This window comes from Gammaproteobacteria bacterium CG11_big_fil_rev_8_21_14_0_20_46_22 (assembly GCA_002796245.1).
In the GTDB taxonomy this organism is placed as follows: Bacteria; Pseudomonadota; Gammaproteobacteria; order UBA12402; family UBA12402; genus 1-14-0-20-46-22.
On sequence record PCWT01000030.1, the window covers coordinates 29,733 to 37,154 of the forward strand.

The following is a 7,422-nucleotide window of genomic DNA, read 5'->3' on the forward strand; positions in this document are numbered from 1 at the left end:
TGCCCCAAGCGCCTAAAACGGCTATACTATGAGCTTCTATAGGCTAGCAAGGATGCCTTGGGTATGAACACTCACCGTTATCTTCTTTTTTCTTTTGTCATATCGGGCTTTTTTTGCCATGGCTTTGCTCATGCTTTGGCGCCCATAGGCCATGGGCTTGATTTGTCTTGCTGGGGTTACAATAAGGCGCCGGTCGTACCTGCCAATGCAAAAGGCTTGAATGCCTTAAAAGCTACGCATGCTGAGCGTGTTGTGATTCATGTGGGAAAACATACGTCTTCTAAAGATTTAAGTGCGATGTTTAAAGCGGCTAAGCGCCAAGGTGTCAAAGGGGTTTGTTTGCATGGCGCTAATTCTGCTTCGCAGGCGCGCAGTGTGGCCTGGGTGATTAATCATTTGTCTCAAAGTCAGAGCAAGGGGCCTGCGGTCTCCACACCGCTCACTCAAGCCGCAAAAACGGCGTTAAAAGCCTATGGCATACAAACTGCCGTTAATGGGAAGGGTAATAATGCGAGCGTGACACTCACCAGTCAGTCGGTAAAACAAGCTTTGAGCACAACTGCCGCCGACTCCGCGTCTCAGCAAGATTTAGGCAAGTTGATTAATATGTCACCGAAATCGGTGAGTGATGATGTGGCGCGGGCTCAACAAGCCGCGGTACAAGCGTCACCCGCGCCTGCTGAAAGTAGTACGGCAGAAGTGGCGCCTGCTTCTCAAAGCAGTAGTGCATCACAAGCGGCATCTACGCCTTCAAAACCCCAGGTTCCTGTGCCGCCCAATTTTCCTGGGCCGGTAAACCCAGCGAGTTTTCAAAATGCTCATTCGTCACAAAACCCTGCAACAAATCCCAATAATGTGCCGCCAAACAATCCGGCTGTAAATCCCAACGGACCACCAGCACAGCCAACAGATCCTTCGTCGCCGCCGCCTAGCTCCCTTTGTGCACCTTGCACATCACCGCCGGCTAACCCGGCGATGCAGTCAACTTCGCGGCCTTTGTCGCTTTAATTAATAACCGCAGTACACAAACGCATCGGCGCGCGCGTAGCTCCAGCATTCTTTATAAAACTTCGGTAAATCATCGCTGCCATCCACCAATTGGTTTTCGCGCAATTGTTCGTAGGCTTCGTTGTAGTGCAAGGCTTTGGCGTCGGCCACACGGCGATAAATGTGGTGCGGCTTAAGCTGTGAGGGGTTTTCTACGCCGCAGGCACCGATCACTTCTAAGAAACTTTCGAGTGTGGCGTCATGGAAATTTCTCACATGCGGACCTTTAGTGCTAATACTGATCGCACGGTAATGCACCGGGTCTTGTGAGGTGATACCGGTTGGGCAATCATTTTTATTGCAACGACGCGATTGTAAACAACCCAGTGCTAACATCATGCCGCGCGCAGAGTTGCACACATCGGCACCCAGGGCGATTTTCGACGCCATGTCAAAACCTGAAATGATTTTACCGCTGGCGATTACGCGAACTTTGTCGCGCACACCAATGCCTTCAAGGCAATTGTTCACAAAAATAATGCCTTCGTTTAGCGGTGTACCCAAGCGGTTGGTGAACTCCACCGGTGCTGCACCGGTACCACCTTCGGCACCGTCAACCGTGATAAAGTCAGGTAAAATACCGGTCGAAAGCATCGCTTTACAAATGCCCATAAACTCAGACGGTGAGCCAATACACAACTTGAAGCCCACGGGTTTGCCGCCACACATTTCACGCAGTTGTTGTAGCCATTTTAGCAAGCCCTCGGGTGTACTAAAGGTGCTGTGTGCCGCGGGCGATAGGCAATCTTGGCCCATGGGCACATTACGAATCTCTGAAATTTCTTTGGTGATTTTGGCTGCGGGCAATAAGCCACCGTGAGAAGGCTTAGCGCCTTGCGACAGTTTAATTTCAACCATTTTTACGACATCAAGGTTCGCTTTTTCTTTAAATTTTTCAGCGTCAAATCCACCTTCAGGGGTACGGCAGCCAAAGTAGGCCGTGCCAATTTGAAACACAATATCGCCGCCTTCCATTAAATGATAACGCGATAAGCCACCCTCGCCGGTGTTGTGGTAAAAATTACCCAGCTTCGCACCCAGGTTGAGTGCGCGCACAGCGGTGCGGCTCAAGGCGCCGTAACTCATGGCTGAGATATTTAAGCGTGAAGCGGAGTACGGTTTTTTACAGTCCGGGCCACCAATACTGATGCGCGAAAAGGCTTTATCAACCACTTTGGGTGCTAAGGAGTGCGCCATCCACTCATAACCGACGGCATCCACGTCATGTTGTGTACCAAAGGGCAGGGTGTCCAAGGTTTTGGTGGCGCGCTCATAGACCAGCTCGCGTTGTTCACGGCTAAATGGGCGTTCGCTGGTGTTGCTGGCGATAAAGTATTGCTGAATCATGGGGCGGATGCTGGTCAAAATATAGCGCCAGTGAGCCCAAATCGGGTATACACGCAAGACATTGCGCTGGGTTTGGAATAAATCGTAGACACCGACCAGAAACAAGGGCGCGAAGAGTATTAAAAAATACAAAGTCCATAGCCAGAAAAACGACAGGGCAATGGTGGCGGCTAAGCCCAATGTGACGATAATAAACACACCGTTGCGAAGAAAAAAGGCACCCATGATTGACATCCTTGATACTAATAACAGGCCCTGATTATGGCAAGGAATAAACGCTCACGCAAACCGATCCTAAAACTTTGTAAGTCGACTTAAAAACCCGTAGAATACCCCGCTTATAGAAATAAGGATGGAAGCTTCCTATGATCACTCAACAAGAGCACCAGGCACGACGCCAACGACTTTTTGACCAAATGGAACCCAATACGGTCGCCGTTTTCCCTGCCGCACCGGAATACCCGTTAACGCTTGATCACGCGGTGGCTTTTTCGCAAGACAATGATTTTTTGTATTTGACGGGCTTTCCTGAAACACAGGCTGTCGCTGTTTTGGTGAAAGATGATGAGGGTTGTCGCTATGTGTTGTTCAACCGCATCAAAGACAAAGAAGCTGAAATTTGGGTGGGTGACCGTGTCGGCCAAGAAGGCGCCTGTTCGCACTATTTAGCAGACGAGGCGCATCCCATTGCTGAGCTAACTGAAAAGTTGCCGCATTATCTAAAAGATAAAAGTGCTTTGTACTACACCTTGGGGCGTTACGAAGGTTTTGATCAAACGATCCGCCAAGCCTTGAATGATGTGCGCACACGTGTGCGTGGTGGCGTGAAAGTGCCCGTGCAAATCATCAATGTTGAATCGATGGTATTTGAAATGCGCTTGGTTAAATCTGACGCTGAGCTTGCGATTCTTAGAAAAGCGGCGGAAATTTCTGCTGCGGCGCACGTGCGTGTGATGAAAGCTTGCCAAGCCGGTAAGAATGAATACGAGTTAGCGGCAGAGTTGGTGTATGAGTTTTTACGTCACGGTTGTCAAGGCGAAGCCTATGGCTCTATCGTTGGCGGCGGTAAAAATGCTTGCGTACTGCATTACGAAAAAAATGATTCGGTGTTAAATGATGGCGAGATGTTGCTGGTGGATGCTGGCGCGCGTTACCACCATTACTGTGCCGACATTACGCGTACCTTCCCCATCAACGGTAAATTCAGCTCAGAACAGCGTGATTTATACCAAGTTGTGTTAAACGCTCAGCTGAAATCTATCGAAGCGATCAAAGCCGGCCAGCCGTGGAATGTGATGAGCGATGCGGCGGCGTTGGCGATCACCGAAGGTTTGGTGGATCTGAAAATCTTAAAAGGCTGCCCGAAAACCTTGTTCGAACAGCAAGCCTATGCGCCGTACTATATGCACAGAATCGGTCACTGGTTAGGTATGGATGTGCATGATGTGGGTTACTATAAAGTCGATGGTCAATGGCGCAATTTGCAAGCCGGTATGATGACCACGATCGAACCTGGTTTGTATTTCCGCCAAGGCGATGACTCTGTGCACAAGCGCTGGTGGAATATGGGCGTGCGTATTGAAGACGATATCTTAATCACGGATAAAGGTTACGATGTGTTTTCACACGGCGCGCCAAAAACGGTGGAAGAAATCGAAGCGATTATGCAAGGCTGATTGCTTTGATGCGTTCACTAGAGCGGCATCATGACGTTTTTTTAAGCGCCTAGCCAAAGGTGTTTTAGGTGTTGTGTTTCGAGGCTGTGCGAGGCAGGAAGCCGAGCCCAGAGCGTACAGGGATGTATTTACAGCGTCCTCGAAAGGCAACACCTAACACACTGGCTAGGCGTGCTAACTGCGAATCCACTTCTAAAGGTTGTCAATGAGCAACACCTATTACGACATCACTATCGTCGGCGCGGGTTTAACCGGCGCGCTGTTCGCCTTATTGCTCGATCAACACAATATCCCGTTTGCACTCATCGATGCCAAAGCGGCCAAACCTTGGCCTGCGGATAAACCCGGTAAAGCTTTAGCGCTATCGGATACCAGTGTCACCTTATTAAAACACTTGGGCTTGTGGGAGGCTTTGCGTGAAAAAGCGGTGGCGATTAACACCGTGCACGTGTCAGAAGCCGGCCGCTTTGGCGCGGTGCGCATGCAGGCCAAAGACGCTGGGCTTGACGCCTTGGGCTACGTGATCAATGAAGCGGATGTGTGGGCGGTGGTTTCAGCGGCGTTGGCAACATTAAATGCCACCGTGTTTCGCCCGGCCACGGTGACAGCAATCGCACCGAATGAGACGGGTCATGTTTTAACCTTGCACACTGACAATGGCGATCAAACCTTAAACGCTGCGCTGGTGATTGCGGCCGATGGTGTGAGCTCACCTTTGCGCGCTTTATCACACATTGGCGTGGACGAAAAAGATTATCACGAGCAAGCTTTGGTGACGCGCATTACGATTAGTGGTGATCATCACAACGTGGCGTATGAGCGCTTTAGTGAAAAAGGCACGCTGGCGCTCATGCCGCAACGTGGTAACGAGATCGCTTTAATTATTACCGCTTCAAACGAGCGTATTGAACACTGGCAAGCCTTGAGTGACGCCGAGTTTTTGCGCGAAGTGCAGCGTTTATCCGGCTATCGCTTGGGTGAAATGCTCTCTAAAACCGCAAGCTTATGCTTTCCGCTCAAAAGTATTGTGGCCAAAGAGCAGGCCCGCCCCGGGTTAATTTTATTGGGCGCTTCTGCACATTTTTTCCACCCCGCGGCTGCGCAGGGCTTAAATTTAAGCCTGCGTGAGGCGGCGCTTTTGTTGGATTTGATCCACTCAAGCCGCAAGCAAGGCGAGCCCTTATGCAGCCAAACCTTAAGCGATGACTACAGCCGTTTGGCGGCGACCATTCAAGCACCGGTGATCGATATGACTGAATCTATCGTCAAGCGCTTTCACCACTCCCCAGGCCTCGTGCGACACGCTGGCCTGTTGGCTGTCTCGTATCTGCCTTTTTTGCAAAAAAAGTTTGAAACCACAGGCTTGGGCTTGCAAGGCTACTTGGCCAAGGTGTTGCGTCACAAGCCTTAGGTGAGTAAGATGGGCTCTGCGCATTAACGCATAAAGAGGATAAAACCATGAGCGATTTAAAAGCGATGACGGATGCACAATTTGACGCCGAGGTGTTGAATGCCGACGGTCCTGTGTTGGTGGACTTTTGGGCAGAATGGTGCGGCCCTTGCCGTATGCTAACGCCAGTGCTTGAGCAAGTGGCGGGTGAATACGCCGGCAAGCTTACGATTTACAAAATCAATGTGGATGACAATAGCGAAACACCGGCCAAGTTTGGTGTGCGCGGTATCCCCACCATGATTCTTTTCAAAGACGGCGAAGCCAAAGCCACGAAAGTCGGCGCTTTGTCTAAAGCGCAGCTGACTGAGTGGATCGACGAGCAGCTGTAAACGCTCACTTGCGATCACAACGGGGCCTGGGGCCCCGTTTTTTTATCGAAAAACACTGGCTTTTCTTCTGGCTTGTGGTACATTGACGTTCAGCAGCGAGCCCGCTGTTGCTCAACCTTTAATCCTAATAACTTATCCAATAAGAGACAAAATCATTATGAATCTCACAGAGTTAAAGCTCAAAACCGCCGATCAATTGATGGAAATTGCCAATGAGAAAGGCCTAGAAAACATGGGTCGTGCGCGCAAGCAAGACATTATCTTCGCGATTTTAAAAGCGCATGCAGATTCGGGCGAAGACATTTTTGGCGATGGTGTCTTAGAGATTTTGCAAGACGGTTTTGGCTTTTTGCGTTCCTCCACGGGTTCATACATGGCAGGCCCTGCCGATATTTATGTTTCACCCAGCCAAATCCGACGTTTTGGTTTGCGCACCGGTGACACGGTATCCGGTAAAATTCGCCCGCCTAAAGAAGGCGAGCGTTATTTTGCGTTGTTGAAAGTCGGTGAAATCAACTTTGAAAAGCCGGAAAACGCGAAAAGCAAAGTATTATTTGAAAACTTAACGCCGATTTTCCCGAAAGAGCGCTTGTTCATGCAGCGCGGTAACGGTAGCACGGAAGACATTACCTCTCGTGTGATCGATTTGGTCGCACCCTTTGGTAAAGGCCAGCGTGGTTTGATCGTATCACCACCGAAAGCCGGTAAAACCATGATGCTACAAAACATCGCACACGCGATTGAAGCCAATAACCCGGATGCGGACTTGATCGTACTGTTGATCGACGAGCGCCCAGAAGAGGTGACGGAAATGGAGCGCACCGTGCGCGGCGAAGTGGTCGCGTCAACCTTTGACGAGCCGGCCACACGCCATATCCAAGTGGCTGAAATGGTGATTGAAAAAGCCAAGCGCTTGGTCGAGCACAAACGTGATGTGATCATTCTTTTAGATTCCATCACCCGTTTAGCGCGCGCATACAATACGGCTGTGCCGGCTTCAGGTAAGGTTTTAACGGGTGGTGTGGATGCGAACGCATTGCAACGTCCTAAGCGTTTCTTTGGCGCTGCACGTAACATCGAAGAAGGCGGCAGCTTGACGATTTTGGCTACAGCTTTGATCGACACCGGTTCGAAAATGGACGAGGTGATCTTCGAAGAATTTAAAGGTACGGGTAATATGGAGCTTCATTTGGATCGCCGTATTGCTGAAAAACGTGTGTACCCTGCGATCAATATCAATCGTTCAGGTACGCGTCGTGAAGAGTTGCTCACGAAAGCCGATGAGCTTCAAAAAATGTGGATTCTTCGTAAGATTCTTCACCCGATGGATGAAATCGCTGCGATGGAATTCTTGATCGATCGTTTGAAAGCGACCAAAACAAACGATGAATTTTTTGATTCGATGAGGAAATAATACCTGCCATCGTCTGAAGGTGTAGCCTGGGTTGAAATGCGAAGCATTGATAACCCGGGTTTAAATTCTCCCGGATTATCACGCCTTCGGCGTTCAATCCAATGAAATGGACTCACCCTTCTTGACCTTAGCTGGTCTCGGCGTCACCCTTTCGGG

General features: G+C 50.0%; 6 protein-coding genes. 5 read left to right on the plus strand and 1 reads right to left on the minus strand.

What is annotated here, in order from left to right; translation table 11 throughout:
- Positions 1–63: 63 nt before the first annotated feature.
- Positions 64–1,008, plus strand: a complete 945-nt coding sequence (locus COV52_03675) for a hypothetical protein (GenBank protein ID PIR11505.1) — start codon at positions 64–66, stop codon at positions 1,006–1,008.
- Here COV52_03675 and COV52_03680 read toward each other — a convergent pair whose 3' ends face one another.
- A complete protein-coding gene (locus COV52_03680; protein ID PIR11506.1) occupies positions 1,009–2,619 on the minus strand; it encodes an FMN-binding glutamate synthase family protein in 1,611 nt (536 codons plus the stop codon).
- A gap of 140 nt (positions 2,620–2,759) precedes the next feature.
- Between COV52_03680 and COV52_03685 the strand changes: the two genes are divergently transcribed.
- The 4 genes from COV52_03685 (at position 2,760) to rho (ending at position 7,266) form a co-directional block, all read left to right on the plus strand.
- Positions 2,760–4,070, plus strand: coding sequence for a Xaa-Pro aminopeptidase (locus COV52_03685; protein ID PIR11507.1), 1,311 nt, complete (start codon positions 2,760–2,762; stop codon positions 4,068–4,070).
- A 205-nt stretch (positions 4,071–4,275) separates the two neighbouring features.
- The gene (locus tag COV52_03690; GenBank protein PIR11508.1) at positions 4,276–5,481 is read left to right on the plus strand and encodes a hypothetical protein; all 1,206 of its coding nucleotides are present in this window, start codon (positions 4,276–4,278) and stop codon (positions 5,479–5,481) included.
- Between the two features lie 47 nt (positions 5,482–5,528).
- Positions 5,529–5,852, plus strand: a complete 324-nt coding sequence (locus COV52_03695) for a thiol reductase thioredoxin (GenBank protein ID PIR11509.1) — start codon at positions 5,529–5,531, stop codon at positions 5,850–5,852.
- A gap of 157 nt (positions 5,853–6,009) precedes the next feature.
- Entirely contained in the window at positions 6,010–7,266 is a 1,257-nt protein-coding gene (gene rho, locus COV52_03700) for a transcription termination factor Rho (GenBank protein PIR11510.1), read from the plus strand.
- The last annotated feature ends 156 nt before the right edge of the window (positions 7,267–7,422 follow it).